18 protein-coding genes are annotated in these 16,796 nt (G+C 40.4%); 8 read left to right on the plus strand and 10 right to left on the minus strand.

Going from position 1 to position 16,796, the window contains the following annotated elements; genetic code table 11:
• Window positions 1–2 precede the first annotated feature (2 nt).
• Complete coding sequence (gene xerD, locus D2V08_RS14425) at window positions 3–899, minus strand: site-specific tyrosine recombinase XerD (RefSeq protein ID WP_119609657.1); 897 nt, start codon at window positions 897–899, stop codon at window positions 3–5.
• Window positions 900–1,127: 228 nt separating this feature from the next.
• Between xerD and D2V08_RS14430 the strand changes: the two genes are divergently transcribed.
• The 3 genes from D2V08_RS14430 to aroQ all read left to right on the plus strand — a co-directional run bounded on the left by D2V08_RS14430 (window position 1,128) and on the right by aroQ (window position 2,677).
• The gene (locus D2V08_RS14430) at window positions 1,128–1,652 is read left to right on the plus strand and encodes a hypothetical protein (RefSeq protein ID WP_119608863.1); all 525 of its coding nucleotides are present in this window, start codon (window positions 1,128–1,130) and stop codon (window positions 1,650–1,652) included.
• A gap of 178 nt (window positions 1,653–1,830) precedes the next feature.
• Entirely contained in the window at window positions 1,831–2,193 is a 363-nt protein-coding gene (locus D2V08_RS14435) for a hypothetical protein (RefSeq protein WP_147374154.1), read from the plus strand.
• Window positions 2,194–2,260: 67 nt separating this feature from the next.
• Complete coding sequence (gene aroQ / locus D2V08_RS14440) at window positions 2,261–2,677, plus strand: type II 3-dehydroquinate dehydratase (RefSeq protein ID WP_119608865.1); 417 nt, start codon at window positions 2,261–2,263, stop codon at window positions 2,675–2,677.
• Here the strand turns inward: aroQ and D2V08_RS14445 are convergent.
• From D2V08_RS14445 to D2V08_RS14470, 6 genes are all read right to left on the minus strand, one after another.
• Window positions 2,669–2,950 carry a DUF3817 domain-containing protein gene (locus D2V08_RS14445; protein ID WP_119608866.1) on the minus strand — a complete coding sequence of 94 codons (282 nt, stop codon included), beginning with the start codon at window positions 2,948–2,950 and terminating at the stop codon, window positions 2,669–2,671. The genes aroQ and D2V08_RS14445 overlap by 9 nt on opposite strands.
• A 3-nt stretch (window positions 2,951–2,953) precedes the next feature.
• Window positions 2,954–4,345 (minus strand): dihydrolipoyl dehydrogenase, encoded by a 1,392-nt coding sequence (lpdA, locus tag D2V08_RS14450; protein WP_119608867.1) that lies wholly within the window; start codon window positions 4,343–4,345, stop codon window positions 2,954–2,956.
• Between the two features lie 118 nt (window positions 4,346–4,463).
• Entirely contained in the window at window positions 4,464–5,000 is a 537-nt protein-coding gene (locus tag D2V08_RS14455) for a DUF1572 family protein (protein ID WP_119608868.1), read from the minus strand.
• Window positions 5,000–5,404, minus strand: coding sequence for a peptide-methionine (R)-S-oxide reductase MsrB (msrB, locus tag D2V08_RS14460; RefSeq protein ID WP_119608869.1), 405 nt, complete (start codon window positions 5,402–5,404; stop codon window positions 5,000–5,002). Before msrB (D2V08_RS14460) ends, D2V08_RS14455 begins: the two co-directional genes overlap by 1 nt.
• A gap of 14 nt (window positions 5,405–5,418) precedes the next feature.
• A complete protein-coding gene (gene msrB / locus D2V08_RS14465; protein ID WP_119609658.1) occupies window positions 5,419–5,910 on the minus strand; it encodes a peptide-methionine (R)-S-oxide reductase MsrB in 492 nt (163 codons plus the stop codon).
• Window positions 5,911–6,019: 109 nt separating this feature from the next.
• Window positions 6,020–6,589, minus strand: coding sequence for a collagen-like triple helix repeat-containing protein (locus tag D2V08_RS14470; protein ID WP_119608870.1), 570 nt, complete (start codon window positions 6,587–6,589; stop codon window positions 6,020–6,022).
• Window positions 6,590–6,751: 162 nt separating this feature from the next.
• Between D2V08_RS14470 and glgB the strand changes: the two genes are divergently transcribed.
• The 5 genes from glgB (at window position 6,752) to D2V08_RS14495 (ending at window position 14,342) form a co-directional block, all read left to right on the plus strand.
• On the plus strand, window positions 6,752–8,647 hold the full coding sequence (gene glgB / locus D2V08_RS14475) for a 1,4-alpha-glucan branching protein GlgB (protein WP_119608871.1): 1,896 nt from the start codon (window positions 6,752–6,754) through the stop codon (window positions 8,645–8,647).
• A 96-nt stretch (window positions 8,648–8,743) separates the two neighbouring features.
• On the plus strand, window positions 8,744–11,143 hold the full coding sequence (locus D2V08_RS14480) for a glycoside hydrolase family 31 protein (RefSeq protein ID WP_119608872.1): 2,400 nt from the start codon (window positions 8,744–8,746) through the stop codon (window positions 11,141–11,143).
• A 38-nt stretch (window positions 11,144–11,181) separates the two neighbouring features.
• Window positions 11,182–11,991, plus strand: coding sequence for a M48 family metallopeptidase (locus D2V08_RS14485; protein ID WP_119608873.1), 810 nt, complete (start codon window positions 11,182–11,184; stop codon window positions 11,989–11,991).
• Between the two features lie 103 nt (window positions 11,992–12,094).
• On the plus strand, window positions 12,095–13,417 hold the full coding sequence (locus D2V08_RS14490; RefSeq protein ID WP_119608874.1) for an MFS transporter: 1,323 nt from the start codon (window positions 12,095–12,097) through the stop codon (window positions 13,415–13,417).
• A 4-nt stretch (window positions 13,418–13,421) separates the two neighbouring features.
• Window positions 13,422–14,342 (plus strand): polysaccharide deacetylase family protein, encoded by a 921-nt coding sequence (locus D2V08_RS14495; protein WP_119608875.1) that lies wholly within the window; start codon window positions 13,422–13,424, stop codon window positions 14,340–14,342.
• Window positions 14,343–14,398: 56 nt separating this feature from the next.
• Here D2V08_RS14495 and D2V08_RS14500 read toward each other — a convergent pair whose 3' ends face one another.
• The 3 genes from D2V08_RS14500 to D2V08_RS14510 are packed head-to-tail and all read right to left on the minus strand — an operon-like array spanning window position 14,399 to window position 16,795.
• Window positions 14,399–15,124, minus strand: a complete 726-nt coding sequence (locus D2V08_RS14500) for a head GIN domain-containing protein (RefSeq protein ID WP_119608876.1) — start codon at window positions 15,122–15,124, stop codon at window positions 14,399–14,401.
• Window positions 15,125–15,156: 32 nt separating this feature from the next.
• On the minus strand, window positions 15,157–16,254 hold the full coding sequence (locus D2V08_RS14505) for a DUF4097 family beta strand repeat-containing protein (RefSeq protein ID WP_119608877.1): 1,098 nt from the start codon (window positions 16,252–16,254) through the stop codon (window positions 15,157–15,159).
• Window positions 16,235–16,795 (minus strand): hypothetical protein, encoded by a 561-nt coding sequence (locus tag D2V08_RS14510; RefSeq protein ID WP_119608878.1) that lies wholly within the window; start codon window positions 16,793–16,795, stop codon window positions 16,235–16,237. Before D2V08_RS14510 ends, D2V08_RS14505 begins: the two co-directional genes overlap by 20 nt.
• Between the last annotated feature and the right edge of the window lies 1 nt (window position 16,796).

The following is a 16,796-nucleotide window of genomic DNA, read 5'->3' on the forward strand; positions in this document are numbered from 1 at the left end:
GTTCACCTTCTTGGGTGAAAGTCCTTTAGTACTTTGGTCAAATGGGTACGGTTTACATGCATATATACCTCGGTAGTAGTAATGCTTTCATGTCCCAACATTTGTTGAATTGCCCTAAGGTCGGCCCCATTTTCTAATAAATGTGTGGCAAAAGAGTGCCGAAAGGTGTGCGGACTAATATTCTTTTTCAATCCTATTTCTTCTGCCAAACGTTTAACAATGGTGAAAATCATCGCACGGGTCAATTGTTTGCCCCGTCGGTTTAAGAAAACAAAATCCTCATGCTCTTTTTTTATGGGCAAGTGTACCCTCACCTCTTTCCAATAAGTGTTGATGTATTTTTGGTTTACATCACTGATCGGAACAAAGCGTTGTTTGTTTCCTTTGCCCGTTACTTTTATAAAATCTTCGTCAAAATAAAGGTCGGATAGTTTTAAATTGATGAGCTCCGATACCCGAAGGCCACAGCCATAGAGGGTTTCTAAAATTGCCCTGTTACGTTCACCTTCTGGCTTGGAAAGGTCAATGGCGGCAATCAATTTGTTTATTTCAACTTCGGAAAGGGTGTCGGGCAACTTTCTTCCAATTTTCGGGGTTTCTATTAAATCCATAGGATTGTCTTCCCTGTAATCTTCGAAGACCAGATAATTAAAGAACCCTTTTAGACCTGAAATAATGCGTGCCTGTGTTCTAGGGTTGACTATTTTGGCGATATCGTAGATAAACTGCTGAACCGTTTCTCTGTTAATTGCAACCGGCTTCTCCTCGATAGACTGTTCATTAAGATAACTAGCGAGTTTTTGAAGATCCATGGAATAATTCGAGATAGAATTTTTGGAAAGCCCCCGCTCAATCTTCAAATAATTTTGATAATCTTTTATTGCTTGCTGCCAGTTCATACTTTCAAATATAGTGACATTACATTTCCAAAGTTGGAAGTAAATGTCATTGGTCAACTCAGAATGCCCTTTGGTCAATTGAGGTGGCTTCAAAACCATGGGTTTCAATAAATTTCCATAATCAAATGGGAACGGTGAAAATGGAAAAGTTTTCAGTTTGTAGGAAACTTATATCAAAAGACACTTTTTTATTGATGATTGCGTTTTGTTGTTAATAAAATCTTAACAATGAAAAAAAAGACATTTGTATTGGTAATCATAGCATTGATCGCCGTTAGTTTCTCGTCTATGGCCCAGCGAGTGGACAGAACCAATTTTAAAGCAGGGATTCATGCAGGAGTTCCCTTTGGTGATATTTCCGATTATTCAAATTTTGAAATAGGGTTGGATTTAGGCTATCATTGGGCACTTTCGGAATTAGTGGATGTAGGATTGGCAACTGGATTTATGAATGCCTTTATAAATAATGACACAGTGGATTTTGGCCCTGTGGTTGTGGAGGGGGACTTTCCAAACATCCAATATATTCCCGTAGCAGCAGCGTTTAGATTGTACCCAACCTACGATTTTAAATTAGGCGCAGATGTAGGTTATGCAGTTGGAGTAAATGATGGGAATACAGGGGGACTTTATTTAAGACCCATAATTGGAGCCAATGTGAGTGGTAACACCGAAATAAATATTTCTTACGTAAAAGTAAGCGATGATTACGATTTCTCGATGGTGGCATTGGGGATTCTGTTTTTGTTTTAATAAAAAAGAACAACTGTTTTAGCCCCAAATCATGCAGTTAAAATCATGAATATTAACCACTAATTACAATTTAAAATGAAAAAATTACTTTTAGTTTTTGCACTAGTTATGCTTGGCAATTTGGCCGTAAAGGCCCAAACCAATTACAGGGCTGCCTTAGGGTTGGGGATAGACTTATATGATGAAGCCACTTTTTTTGGGGCTTCGGGAAAATACTTTTTTTTCCGATAACCATGTAGGGCAGGCCGACTTAGGATTTGAGGACAATGCCACCATTGCCACATTCTTGTATTCTTTTCATAAAGGATTTTTTAGGGCAACAGGCTTGCGTTGGTATGCTGTAGTAGGGCCAAGCATTATTTTCATTAAAAATACGTACAACATCTTCGCCCTACGTCCATATTTGGGACTCGATTTTAAGATAGATGGGGTGCCGTTGGTGCTAAATTTTGATTGGCGTCCTTCGGTGGTGCTAAGTAATGTGGGAGAAAACCAAGTAGCCGCTTTCGGTTTTGGTCTGCAATTTGCCATTAACAACTAGCCAAGAAATAATATGATATTGAGGGCGGGTCATCCCGCCCTTTTCTTTTTATTGTATTTTTGATTACATGAAACTAATGATCATTAACGGACCCAATCTTAATCTTTTGGGAAAGCGTGAACCCGAGGTCTACGGAAACACCACTTTTGAAGACTATTTTAAACAACTTCAGAAAAAGTTTCCCAATGTGGAACTAGAATACTATCAATCCAATATTGAAGGTGAACTTATTGGTAAAATTCAAGAAGTAGGTTTTGATTATGATGGTATCATCTTGAATGCGGCCGCATATACTCATACTTCAGTTGGTATCGGGGATGCGGTAAAGGCAGTGGAAACCCCGGTTATTGAGGTCCATATTTCCAATACGCATCAACGTGAGGAGTATCGCCATGTTTCTTATATATCACCTGGAGCCAAAGGAGTCATCCTTGGATTTGGACTCCAGAGCTATGATTTGGCCATCCAGAGTTTCTTAGGCTAAAATCTTCAAGTATTTTTTATCGGCGTAGAAAGTTCCGAAAGGTAGGAGAGATGCTATAAAGAGAATAATGAATCTTTTTAGGTTCCATTTTCTTTCCCTACAAAAAACTATGGCCACCACTACATATAGAATAAACAATATTCCATGTGCCATACCAACAACTTGGTTCGGTTCAGGAATATCTGCCCAATGCTTTAACGGCATGGTCATTCCGAAAAGGAGTAGATAGGAAATACCTTCTAAAATAGCAGTGGCCCTAAAAATTTTCAGCATACCTTACAGGTGGATTACTTCATCATAAGCATCTGCAACGGCTTCCATTACCGCTTCGCTCATGGTTGGGTGTGGGTGAACGGCTTTTAGTACTTCGTGACCTGTGGTCTCCAATTTTCTGGCAACCACAGCTTCGGCAATCATGTCGGTAACACCAACTCCTATCATATGGCAACCTAACCACTCACCATATTTGGCATCGAAAATAACTTTCACAAAACCATCTGGGGTTCCTGCAGCTTTTGCTTTACCACTGGCAGAGAAAGGAAACTTACCAATTTTAAGTTCGTATCCTTTTTCTTTGGCTTGCTTCTCCGTTAATCCAACAGAAGCTATTTCGGGAATACAGTAAGTACATCCTGGAATGTTGCCATAATCCAAAGCTTCAACATGCATCCCTGCCAATTTTTCCACACAAAGGATTCCTTCAGCGGAGGCAACGTGTGCCAAAGCCTGTCCAGGTGTAATGTCACCAATGGCGTAGTAGCCTGGAATGTTGGTCTGGTAGTAGTCGTTCACCAATACTTTATCTCTGTCCGTAGCGATTCCAACATCTTCCAAACCTATGTTTTCAATATTGGTTTTAATTCCAACGGCAGAAAGAACAATGTCAGCCTCAAGTACCTCTTCACCTTTTTTGGTTTTTACGGTAGCCTTTACGCCATCACCAGAGGTGTCAACTTTAGTAACTTCGGCAGATGTTTTGATCTTAACCCCTGATTTTTTGAAGCTACGCTCCAATTGCTTGGAGATATCTTCATCTTCAACGGGGACAATGTTCGGCATATATTCCACTACGGTTACCTCTGTACCCATGGAGTGATAGAAATAAGCGAACTCCATTCCAATGGCACCACTACCTACCACAATCATTTTCTTGGGTTGCTTTTTCAAGGACATGGCCTCACGGTATCCAATTACCTTTTCGCCATCTTGTGGAAGACTTGGTAGTTCACGGCTACGTGCCCCTGTTGCAATGATAATATTATCGGCAGAATACTCTGTGGTATCTCCGTTTTCAGATTTTACTTCAACTTTTTTGCCTGGTTTTACCTTTCCAAATCCATTGATGACCTCAATCTTATTTTTCTTCATCAAGAATTGAACGCCCTTGCTCATTCCCTCGGCAACACCGCGGCTTCTTTTTACAACGGCATCAAAATCGTGGTCCACATCTTTGGCGCTCAGACCGTAGTCCTCGGCGTGCTTTAAATATTCGAATACCTGAGCGGATTTAAGAAGGGCCTTGGTTGGGATACATCCCCAGTTAAGACATACACCTCCCAAACTTTCTTTTTCTATAATGGCTGTTTTGAAACCTAATTGTGATGCCCTGATTGCAGTAACATATCCACCTGGACCACTTCCCAAAACAATTATATCGAACTTGCTCATTAGATTTTGATTTTAGTTGTTAGATTAGAAACCTGCCTTTATTGGCAGGTGCAAAAGTACATAAATCAATGCCCAAATCCCAAGTTGAAAAAACTCAAATGTGGATTAGTTTGTGAAATCAATGTTTACCAGTTCCGAACATCTTTTTATTGAAGGCTTTGGATGCTCCCTTTGGAATGGATAAGGATGTCCATTCGCTACCTTTGATCATTCTACCAATAAATACAATTTGTCCAACGTGATTGGCATAATGTGCCAACTGGCGGTTGATGGCTTCCACGATGGTGTATTCTTCTCCCCGAATGGTGATTTTTTTCTGGAAATTGATGGCATCAATTTGTGATAGAGCATCAAAAAAACATTTCCAACCTTTTTCCCAGGCAGTCGTCATTTCTGATTTTGAGATATAGGATCCTTCAAATTCCAAATCGCGTTCTCGCCATGATTTTTCACCATCCTCGGTTAAAAAATTGGTCCAACGGCTCAACATGTTGCCCACAAGATGCTTTACAATAATGGCTATGGAATTATCAGTTTCTGCGTATTTCCAATGTATATCGTTATCCGATATTTGGGCAAAAGTTTTATCACCCATGCTTTTGTAGCGCTGGAACTCAAATAGTACGCTCTTTAAATAATTCTCTTGAAAACACATTATTCTTCAGAATCAAAATCAATGCTGATGGAATTGATGCAATAGCGTTGTCCTGTAGTTTCTTTGGGGCCATCATCAAAAACATGGCCTAAATGACTACCGCAATTAGCGCATACCGTCTCCGTGCGAATCATACCGTGGGAAGTATCCCTTATATATTCAATGGCTCCCTCTACGGCTTGGTCAAAAGAAGGCCAACCACAACCGCTTTCAAATTTGTGCTCGCTTTCAAAAAGCTTGGCTTTACAGGCTTTGCAATGGTAGTCACCATTTTCAAAGTGAAGGTCGAACTTACCTGTGTATGGTCGTTCAGTTCCTTTTTGTCGTAGCACATAATATTCTTCAGGGGAAAGTTGCTGTTTCCACTCGTCTTCTGATTTTTTTACACCGTATTTTTTATCCATAAATTTGTTAAAAGTTAATTGCCGTCAGGGATAAAATCAAGAGCAGCCCCGTTGATACAATGTCTTTTTCCAGTTGTGTTACTGGGTCCGTCGTTAAAAACATGTCCCAAATGCCCTCCACAAACTGCGCAATGTTCCTCGGTACGGGCAACGCCTATTTTATAGTCTACATCAAAAGCTACGTTGCCCTCGATCTCTCTATCAAAACTTGGCCATCCAGTTCCGGATTTAAATTTATGATCACTTTTGAAAACCGGCGTGCCACAACCAGCACAAACATAGGTACCCTTTTCTCTGTTGTCCAATAATTCGCTTGAAAATGCATTTTCGGTAGCGGCTTTTCGGAGCACGTAGTACTCCATATCCGTAAGCTCGGCTCGCCACTCAGCATCAGTTTTACTTACTTTAAAAGTGGTCTCCTTGGCGGTTTCTTTTTTCTCTTCTTGTGATGTTCCCTTGCATCCTGCGAATACAATCAGAACTATCAGTAGCAATCTTTTTCCCATGTTTCTGTTTTTAGTGGTTGGACGTAATTTAATTGGAATCCTTTCAAAGGATCCAATAAAAAAGTCCCATTGATTACCAATGAGACTTAATATACCATTTTTATGGGATTTAATTGATGTCCAACTTTGTAATCTGTTCTTCACCAATATTGAGGGTAGACATTACACTTTCAATATTTGCCGCATCAAAGCCGGGGGATTCAGCGTACTCACTTGGCACAAATACAATTCTGAAAAGCTGATTGTCCGTAAAGTCTGTACTCAAACTAGACAGGTCAAAGTTTCCATCAATAAAAAGTTCCAAATCCACAAAAGTATGGGAGAAAACATATTGGATAGTCCCTTCATTCAGAAAATAATTTTGAGGTATTTGTGTCCATGCATCTGCCGTTGTACCATCGTTCAAGTCAATTACGCCATCATGTCTATAAACCAATACCGCATCGGATTCAAAAACTTCGAAGTTGGTGACATCGGAAAAAGTAATCAAGGTACTAAAAAGGTTGGCGTCAAAGTCATAATCAAAGTTTACCCCTTCAACTTCTACAACCTGTCCTTGTATACCATCTGCTCCATCCAAACCGTCAAGTCCATCAAACCCAGGAGGTCCTTGGGGGCCTTCGCATGCCGCGAAAACAAAAACAATAACTGCGCCTAAAATTGTACTAAATTTATTCATGATTTTTGGATTTTTGATTTGTGTTCATTTCATCTGTTGATGCAATAAAATCAAAAAGCGTTCCATTTTTAAAAAAATGTTGTTTCAATTGCCAAACCTGTTGTCATAATCGTATTCTTGCTCAAAGATGCGTATTATTGTATACGTACTAAACTCGCTAATATGTCCAAAGTAATTACACATAGTTTTTTTACAGAATTTGATATCAATCTTTTTAAAGCAGGAAAGCACTTTCGACTATATAACAAATTGGGTTCGCACCTAACAGAAGTTGATGGAGTAAAGGGAACGTATTTTGCCGTTTGGGCACCCTCGGCAAAATCAGTGAGTGTTATTGGCGATTTTAATTATTGGACCGCAGGGGAGCATGAATTAAATGTTCGTTGGGACAGCAGTGGAATTTGGGAAGGATTTATTCCCGGAGTTGACAAAGGGACCAAGTACAAGTATAAAATACATTCCAATAATAATGATATCTGGACCGAAAAGGCAGATCCCTTTGCTCGGTTTTGCGAGCAACCACCGCAAACGGCTTCCTTGGTTTGGGACGATACCTATAAATGGAAGGACAAAAACTGGATGGATACCCGAGAAGAAAAAAACGGGTTGGACAAGCCTTACTCTGTTTACGAAGTGCATTTGGGTTCTTGGAAGAAGAAAAATGGTTGGGAATCGCTCAGCTACTTGGAGATGGCGGAAGAACTTGCGGATTATGTCGAGGAAATGGGATTTACCCATATAGAGTTGATGCCTATTATGGAGTATCCTTACGATCCTTCCTGGGGCTATCAACTTACAGGGTATTTTGCACCAACATCACGATTTGGAAAACCAGAGGACTTTAAAGTTCTTGTTGATGCGTTGCACCAGCGAGGCATTGGTGTAATATTGGATTGGGTACCCTCGCATTTTCCAGAAGATGCACACGGACTTGGCTTTTTTGATGGGTCACATCTGTATGAGCATCCGGACAGGCGAAGAGGATATCACCCCGATTGGAAGAGTCTCATTTTTAATTATGGAAGAAACGAGGTAAGAGCCTTTTTGATCAGCAATGCCGCTTTTTGGCTCGATCAATATCATGCGGATGGATTGCGAGTAGATGCAGTGGCCTCCATGCTGTATTTGGATTATTCTAGAGAAGATGGTGAATGGGAACCCAATATGTACGGCAATAACGAAAATCTGGAGGCTATGTCCTTTTTACGGGAGATGAACCAAGAAGTATATGCCAGTTTCAAAGGCGTACAGACCATTGCAGAAGAATCCACGGCATTTACAGGTGTTACAAAACCGGTGCACCTTGGCGGATTGGGCTTTGGCATGAAATGGATGATGGGATGGATGCACGATACCTTGGAGTTCTTTAAAAAGGACCCCATTCATAGGTCGTATGATTTGAATGCGATAAGTTTTAGCCTCACCTATGCCTTTACAGAAAATTTTATGCTGCCTTTTTCGCATGATGAGGTGGTCTATGGAAAACAATCTTTATTGTATAGGATGCCGGGGGATGAATGGCAACGATTTGCTAATTTGAGATTACTCTTTGGGTATATGTTTACGCATCCAGGTGGCAACTTGTTGTTCATGGGAGGAGAGTTTGGACAATCGTCCGAATGGAACTTTCAAGAAAGTTTGGAATGGCATTTAACGCAGTACGATTTTCATTCAGGAATCCAAGAGGTTGTCAAGGATCTAAATAAGATGTACAAAAACAATCCAGCTTTGTACGAAAAACAGTTTAGTCCAGAAGGTTTCCAATGGATTGAATATAATGACCAGGAAAACACGGTAATATCATATATACGAAAGGGTGAGGACCCCAAAGATGATTTGATTATCGTCTGTAACTTTACTCCAGTACCCCGAGAAAACTATAGGTTGGGCGTTCCAAAAACATCCACCTTAAAATTGATTTTTAATAGTGACGATAAAAAGTACTCGGGAAGCGGCATGGGCAAAAAAACAATGAAGCCCTCCAAAACTGCGTGGAACGGACAAAAGCAATCAGTATTAATGAACTTGCCGCCTCTGGGTGTTGTCGTTTATAAATAAAAACGGAACTAAAACGTTGTAGTTAATTGCTTTTCAAAACATATTTTTATTTATTCAGGCTTTTGTGTTTCTTTTGTGAGCCTCAATCAATTATAGATGATAACCAATACGGAGATTGCTAAAACCGGGAATCAGTTCCCGAACCATATAGTCGATTTTAAACAAGAAAACGACAAATTATATTTTACCACCCAAAACGGAGTAATTCTACAAGTAACTATTCTAAGGGACAGTGTGGTGCGATTTAGATATGCCACGGAATATGTTTTTGAACCGGATTTCTCTTATGCCTTAAGCGAAGATGTTAATCTTGGTTACAACGAACTTACCGTAGAAGATGAGATACCTGAATATGTAATCACAACATCAAAAATCAAGATATATATCAACAAGACCAACCTCAAGGTGCAGATTGTTGATATGGATAATGTAATCCTTGCTGAGGATGAACTTGGTTTCCATTGGGAAGAGAACTTCGACTATGGAGGAAATGTGGTGAAAATGAGCAAAGTGTGCCATTCAGGTGAGAGTTATTACGGAATGGGGGACAAGGCATCACATACCAACCTTAAAGGTAAAAGGGTCAATAATTGGGTGACCGACTCTTATGCATACGGAAAGGACCAGGAGCCATTGTACAAATCCATTCCTTTTTATGTTGGACTTAAAGAAAGTGTGGCATACGGGATATTTTTTGATAATTCATTTAGTACTTATTTTGATTTTGCCGGAGAAAGACGAAATGTGACCAGTTTTTGGGCCGACGGTGGAGAAATGAATTATTACTTTTTCTATGGACCAAAAATGTGCGATGTAGTGGAGTCTTATACCGATTTAACCGGTGTTCCAGAATTACCACCACTTTGGGCCCTAGGTTTTCATCAATCTAAATGGAGCTACTACCCTGAGAAAAAAGTAAAGGATATCGCCTCAACTTTTAGAAAGTTGAACATCCCATGTGATGCCATTTACCTGGATATTGATTACATGGAAGGGTTTAGATGCTTTACTTGGGATAACAAATACTTCCCCAATCCTAAAAAAATGATTGAGGAACTGGAAGAAGATGGTTTTAAGACCATTACTATGATTGACCCTGGTATTAAGATAGACCGCGATTATTGGGTGTATCAACAAGCCATGGACAATGGTTTTTTCTGTAGAAGAGCTGATGGTCCTCATTTTAAGGGAAAAGTATGGCCAGGGGAATGTAAATTTCCCGATTTTACAAATCCAGAAGTAAGGGAATGGTGGGCCGATTTATATAAGGAAATGATAGCTGACATGGGTGTTAGTGGGGTATGGAACGATATGAACGAACCTGCTATAATGGAAGTTCCGACCAAAACCGCCAATTTGGATGTACGTCATGATTATGATGGGCATCCTTGTAGCCACAGAAAAGCGCATAATGTGTATGGTATGCAAATGGTGCGTGCCACGTATGAAGGTGTTAAAAAGTTTATGTTTCCTCGTAGACCATTTGTTCTCACACGCGCTGCATATGCAGGAACCCAACGTTATTGCGCCACATGGACGGGGGATAATGTTGCCACATGGGAACATTTATGGATTGCCAATGTACAGATGCAACGTATGTGCATGAGTGGTTATTCTTTTGTAGGTTCCGATATCGGAGGATTCGCGGAGCAACCCAATGGTGAACTGTTTGCCCGTTGGATGCAATTGGCCGTTTTCCATCCATTTTGTAGGGTGCACTCAAGCGGTGACCACGGAGATCAAGAGCCTTGGTCGTTCGGTGATGAAATTACGGATATCGTTAGAGAGTTTATTGAACTGAGGTACCAACTAATGCCTTACCTCTATACCATGTTCTACAATTACATCAAAGAAGGATTTCCAATGCTTCAATCCTTGGTTTTTTATGATCAAGAAGATCCTCAGACACATTTCCGTACCGATGAGTTCATATTTGGAAAACAAATGTTGGTATGCCCTATTCAAGAGCCCAACGCACAAGGCAGGAGAATGTACTTCCCAAAGGGAAATTGGTATAACTATTGGACAGATGAATTAATAGGGGGAGGTGTTGAACGCTGGGTATCTGCAGAAATTCACCGTGTACCTTTGTTCGTTAAAGAAGGAGCCATGATACCAAAATATCCGGTACAACAGTATATCGGAGAAAAGGAAATAGAAAAATTGGCCATTGATGTGTATTTTAAAGAAGGGACTGAAAAATCAAGGGTATACGAAGACCAGCAAGAAGGGTACGATTATAAAAAAGGGAGATATAGTTTAAGACGCTTTAAACTGACAGGGAAGGAAAACGAACTGATTATACAACAGTTTAAAGATGGTAATTTCATCACCCCTTATGACAATTTTATAATGACTTTCCATGGGCTTCCTTTTACCATCGAAACTGTGGAACTGGATAATGTGGAGGTTGATTTGAAAGATATCAAGCTAAATGGCAACAACTCTATCGAAGTGAGTAAGGATTTTACAGAGCTTCACATTTTTGGAAAATAAATTTTCGTAATTTCATTTGACAAAACACCATTAACGATATGAAAAAGCTTGTTCTAACTACGGTTTTAATTTTATTGCTTTCAGCATGTAAAACAAATCCATTTACAGGAAAAAGCACATTGAATTTTTATAGCAATAGCCAAATGTTCCCAATGGCATTTTCCCAATATGACCAGTTTTTGGGGGAAAACAAAGTGGTCAAAGGAACATCTGATGCCCAAATGATTACAAAGGTTGGACAACGTATTGCCTCAGCTGCAGAACGTTGGTTGGATGCCAATGGATATCCAGGATATTTAAAGGACTATCAGTGGGAATATAATCTTGTACAAGATGAAACAGTTAACGCATGGTGTATGCCTGGTGGTAAAATTGTTTTTTACACTGGAATTTTGCCCATTGCACAAAATGAGACAGGTATTGCTGTTGTAATGGGGCACGAAGTGGCCCACGCATTGGCCGATCATGGCGCTCAGCGTATGAGTGCGGGCACGATTCAACAAATAGGCGCTGTAGCAGGTAATGTAGCCATTCAAGACGATAAGACCAGAGGATTGTTCAATCAAGCATATGGCGTGGGTTCGCAAATCGGGGTTATGCTGCCCTTTAGCAGAAACCATGAAACAGAAGCTGATAGAATTGGTCTTCAGATCATGGCCATTGCCGGCTATAATCCAGAGGAGGCTGCTAAGCTCTGGCAACGAATGAAAGCAGAATCTGGAGGTCAGGCACCACCGGAGTTTTTGAGTACGCACCCATCCAATGATACAAGAATCAGTAATTTGACTGCTTGGGCCCCGGCCGCAAAACAAGAAGCTAGAAAGTTTGGTGTAACCACTTTCAAGTGATTTTAATATAAACAAAACAGAAATGTCATTTCAACCTTTTGCAAGGACTTATGGTAAGTTCGTATTTGGTTTGAAATGACATTTTCTTTGTAATGGAAAAGATATGGCGCAAACACTAGCATTGAAGGGAAGCAAGAAACTATTGAATGCTTGGGCGTTTTACGATTGGGCCAATTCTGTTTACAGTTTGGTTATTTCCTCGGCCATTTTCCCTTTGTTTTATGGGTTATTGTTCAGAACTTCCGGTATAGAGCAGGTCACCATTTTGGGAGGTGAGATAGCAAGAGCTCCCTTAATCAGTTATGTTACTTCTCTGGCTTTTGTTTTTATTGCCATTGTAACACCACTTGTTTCCGGAGTGGCGGATTATATGGGAAACAAAAAAGTATTTTTAAAGTTCTTTTGCTATTTGGGAGCCGCTTCATGTATTGGATTGTATTGGTTTTCTTTGGAGTATATTTATTTTGGTCTTGCTTGCTATTTCTTCGGACTTGTGGGATTCTGGGTGAGTTTTGCCATTAACAATTCGTACTTGCCCGATATTGCCTATCCGGAACAGCAAGACCGGATAAGTGCCAAAGGATTTTCGCTTGGGTATATTGGTAGTGTGATATTATTGGTCTTTAATCTGGCCATGGTAATGAATCCCGATATTTTTGGAATAACAGATAAAGGCGGAGAGATTGCAGAAATGAAGGCTATGAAATATTCTTTCATTTCCGTGGGTATATGGTGGGCTCTATTTAGTCAGTATACTTTTAAGCATTTGCCCAAAGGGTATAAACGTGAGGGGGAACGTCACCATATTATTCTAAATGGTTTTAAGGAATTAAAATTGGTATGGCATCAACTTGGGGAGAATAGAAAACTGAAACGGTATTTAGGTGCTTTTTTTACCTATAGTATGGCAGTACAGACCATTATGTTGATTGCCACCTATTTTGGGGAAGAGGAAATTGTATGGGGTTCCGATAGTGAGCGTACTACTGGATTAATCGTAAGTATTTTATTGATCCAGATAGTAGCTATATTGGGAGCAACGGTTACTGCTTGGGCCTCCAAAGCTTTTGGGAACATCCGAACACTTGTGGTGATCAATGTTATTTGGTCAATGCTCTGTGTATATGCCTATTTTCTTCAAACTCCAATGGATTTTTACATTGCAGCAGGGTTGGTTGGAATTGTCATGGGGGGAATTCAAGCACTTTCCCGTTCTACCTATTCCAAATTTTTACCGGACACTACGGATACCACATCGTTTTTTAGTTTTTACGATGTCGCCGAAAAGATAGGCATCATCATAGGTACCTTTATGTATGGAATGATCTCCCAGCTCACGGGAAGCATGCGAAACAGTACTATCTTCTTGGCAATATTCTTTTTAATAGGTATCTTTTTACTGACGAGAGTCGATAAAAAGAACTAAACAAATGAAACATTTTTTACGGATTGCCCTTTCCTTATTTTTGATGGGGCAGGGGCTCAGTGCCCAAAAGAGTCTTCAGGAACGATTGGGGTATTCCAACGACGCCAAACTTTTGATAGTCCATGCAGATGATTTGGGGGTCATCCACGGGGTAAACCAAGCATCTTTTAAAGCCATGCAAGAAGGGTCGGTGAGCAGCGCAAGTATCATGGTACCTACCCCATGGTTGCCGGAGGTGGCCAAATATGCCACAGCCAATCCCGATCACGATATGGGTATTCATCTAACATTGACCAGCGAATGGCAATTGTTGCGGTGGAGCCCTGTAGCTCCCCGTTCTCAGGTGTCCAGTTTGGTGAATTCAAATGGGTATTTTTATCCGGATTGCAATACGTTGTGGGAAAACGCCAAGATAGAAGAAGTGGAAATAGAGTTGCGTGCACAAATAGAAAAAGCTATTGCAATGGGTATTCAGCCTACACATTTGGACAGCCATATGGGTTGTTTGTTCTCCACGGACCCCCGCTATTATCAACTATATACCAAATTGGCCGATGAATACGGTATTCCGGCCATGGTCAATCATCAAATTGAACAATTGGGAGGCGATGAAATTGAAGAACCACCAGTGGTCATTGATCAAATTTTTGGAGCAGGTACCGAAGATTTTGATAAAGATGCCATGGGAAAATACTACGCTGATACCTTAAAGAATTTGGAGCCCGGCGTACACGTGATGATCATTCATTGCGGGTATGACAATATGGAGAGCCAAGGTATGTCTTTTGAACATCCCTACTGGGGTGCCAAATGGCGGCAAGATGATTATGATTTTTTTGCCAGTGACGAATGTGCTAGAATTCTCGAGGAGCAGAACATACATTTGGTTACATGGAAGGAAATCGGAAAGTTGCTGAAAAAATAAAAAAGCCCTGAGGGTATCAGGGCTTTTTCAGTTTTTGATTGATGATAAACTCGGTGTTATCCCTTGGTAATGTCTCCCGAACCGGAAGCTTTGGATTTGATTTTTTTTGGGTTTCCTCTGTAATGTATATCTCCTGAACCCGATACTCTTGCATCAATAGATTCGTTGGCGGTTACTTTGATATCTGCAGAACCGGAAACCATAGCAGTTACAAAATCAGCTTCCAGATCGTAGGCTTTTATATCTCCAGAACCGGAAACTGAAACTGTAAAATCAGTGGCCCTACCCGATAGGTTGATGTCCCCCGAACCAGATAATGAGGCATCCAGTTCATCGGCTTCGACCATTAGTGTAACATCCCCAGATCCTGACATAGCGGCACTAAAATGGTCAGCCTTAATGGTTGTTTGTCCTACTAGGTCTCCAGAACCAGATAGACTTACAGCGTGAATGGACTCTATTGGCACTATCACATGGATACCACTTTTCCAGTTAGAAGGTTTTAGGTTGACACCCTTTTCTTTTTTAATGACCAATTTTCCGTTTTTTACCTCGGTTTTGATGTATTCCAATAAATTGGATTCTCCTTTTAGGGTTATTTCTCCTTCAGTACCGGATACCAGCTCTACATCGAACCAACCGGCCATGGCAACTTCGTCATAGTCGCCTATAGAACGTTCAATGGTTACTACATCGCCATTGCCCTTGATTCTTTTTCCCCATTGGGCATTGGTACAGGCAATCATTCCTAATGCCAACGTAAGCGTGATAATTTTTTTCATGATCTTGTGTTTAAATTGTTTTTGATTTGATGTTAATTCTGATAAAAGGATATGCCTCCGTAGTCACTGGTAATGTTTACCCTATTTCCGGAATTTGCTTGTCCATAATAACCTTTATAGTACTTTTCACTTGACTTTTCTTTGCTGATATTGATTTCAAAATCATCCTTGCCGCTTACGCCTGCATATTCAGTTGAAATTTCAAAATCGAAATGGTACCCAGGGTCATAGCCTATTTTGATGCCTGTGTAATCGGATCTGATTTCCAAGTTCCCTGCATCTGCTGCCATGCGGTCTATTTTTATAGAACCATAGTCACTATTGATGGCCACATTGCCGTGCACGTTGCCCAATTTTACACCGATATAGTCTCCGTTGCCATCCACATTTTTTACATTTCTTACATCAATGGAACCGTAGTCACTGGAATATTCAAGGTTTTCCATTTCTTCGACCACTGCATTGGTATAATCTGCCTTAATAATCAGGTTACCTGCTTTTTCAATCGTAAAGCCGGAGTAATCGGCTATAATTTCGGCACTATTAATATAGTCAAATGTAGATCGAGAGGTATAATCGAACCGAAGTTCGTTGTTGCGGCCTCTTAGCTCTCCTATTTCCAATGTTCCATAGTCACAGCTTATTTTGGCATGGCCATCAATACGGTCCAAGATTATGCTTCCGTAGTCATTGCTTAAATTTACGCTGTTTTTTACGGGCAACTTGATGGTGTAATTTACTTGTACGCTTACTTTTTTGCGTTTTCCCCAGCTCCATCCCCAGCTATTTTTTCTGTCTCCGAACCTTGAAATGGCTGAAACCATGCTTGGACTGTTTTCAAAATCCACGTCAATCTCATTCAATCGCTCTTGCACCCGGTCTTCGTCGTTACCGTTGGTTTTTATGTGTACCTCGATTACAACACGATTTTCGTTCCAAGAAGTTATGTTGAGGTTACCGTAGCTGTTTTTTACCTTAAAAAGAGCATCCGAGTTAACGTTATATTCTCTTTTAATGGTTTTTTCCTTGGTGTACCTGCCGTTCAACTTGTCTTTGTCCACATGGGCAATAGCGACAAGCGGAATAAAAGCCAAGGCGAAAAAGATGTATTTAAATTGTAAAGCTTTCATCATTTTGTGATTTTAAATTCTTAATGTTTTCTATTTGGCTCAAAACTTCTTTCAAAAGGTCGATTCGTGTTTGGAAATTGTTGATCATTGCGCTCATAATAATTTTACTGTCACCACCATTTACCAAATCTTGTTCAAGGGTCTGGTAATCTTTGTCCAACCGTTGTAGTTGTATCATGGTGTCATCCACCAATTGCGCTGTTTCCGGAGTTTTCTCATCCTGAAGCTCTTCAACTTGCTGTTCAATAAGATTGGCAAAGTAGAACTCGGTTTGGGAAACTTCAGGTGCCATTCTTACCACCTGTTGTTTAATACTGGGCTGCGGCCCAAAAGCTTGGTATCCCAAAAGCGCCACTAGGGCAACGGATGCAGCAATGGACAAGTGTTTCCACCAAGAGGTATTCTTTTTGTGAAGGGCAATGGTGCCCTGGTTTTGGTTCAATTTTTCCAAAAACCGATCTTGGTGCCCACTTTGTGGCTCTTCTACATCCAACTCTCCGTGGAGTCTCTCAAACAAACTATTTAAATTATCCCTGCTCATA

The sequence above is a fragment of the Flagellimonas lutimaris genome, assembly GCF_003581615.1.
Lineage (GTDB): Bacteria > Bacteroidota > Bacteroidia > Flavobacteriales > Flavobacteriaceae > Flagellimonas > Flagellimonas lutimaris.